The sequence below is a fragment of the Ruegeria sp. AP12 genome (assembly GCF_056540025.1).
The window spans coordinates 1-721 of record NZ_JBQFVZ010000202.1; the positions used below are offsets into that span (position 1 = coordinate 1).

Genomic DNA, 721 nt, shown 5'->3' on the forward strand with positions numbered 1-721 from the left:
GGCCCGTTGTGAGGTTCACCCAACGGGCGGATGTGTGCTGCCTCAGCGTATGGGCCTCCAGCACAATTCAAACGCACTCCACAAACCTGGCACCTAAAATCGTGTAGCTCCTTCACTTCGCGTCCAAGCGCTGTGTCCCTGACGATCCTCTGTATTGTTGTCTCTATTCTGCGGGTCGGCTTGTTTTTTGTCTTTTGCTCGTCTGCTTCGCCTCTGGTTGCATCGGCATGGTGCTCGAGCGACAGTAAGCGGAACCTGCAAACAAGGAACCCATCCTTGCCTTCGGACCTCCAATAACTGTCAACTTTATATAATCCATCATAGCGGTAACCCACGGCGGGTGAGTGTTCACTCTTGTGCCCTGAGCCTCTGATGACCCTGACCGGTAGTCCCTGAAGGCAGCTTGTTACTAGCGCTTGGTTCTTCCGGACAAACTCTTGATCGGCCACCTGGCGTCCAGTGTTTGGGTCACGTCCACCGTCTCCGGTGTAAATGACCGTAGACCCGTGGTCAGCGTCGTCCACATAACCGCCGGAAAGAACGATGCTTTCAGCCCCGACCGCAGCCTGTCCAACAATGCCGGACTGAAGCGTACGGTGCACACCAGCGTCATATAGTTGCCGACGGTTATCGTAATGGGTGCCGACAGTTGTCCCAATCAGTTCACCGATCGCCATGCCTCATCTCCTAGCTGTGTACCTGTGAAAGCCATCTCTTAAGA

1 protein-coding gene is annotated in these 721 nt (G+C 54.6%); it reads right to left on the reverse strand.

What is annotated here, in order from left to right; genetic code table 11:
* On the reverse strand, positions 1–677 hold a 677-nt coding region (locus ACR0E6_RS22270), incomplete at its 3' end, for a YDG/SRA domain-containing protein (protein WP_480587463.1).
* Positions 678–721: the final 44 nt, after the last annotated feature.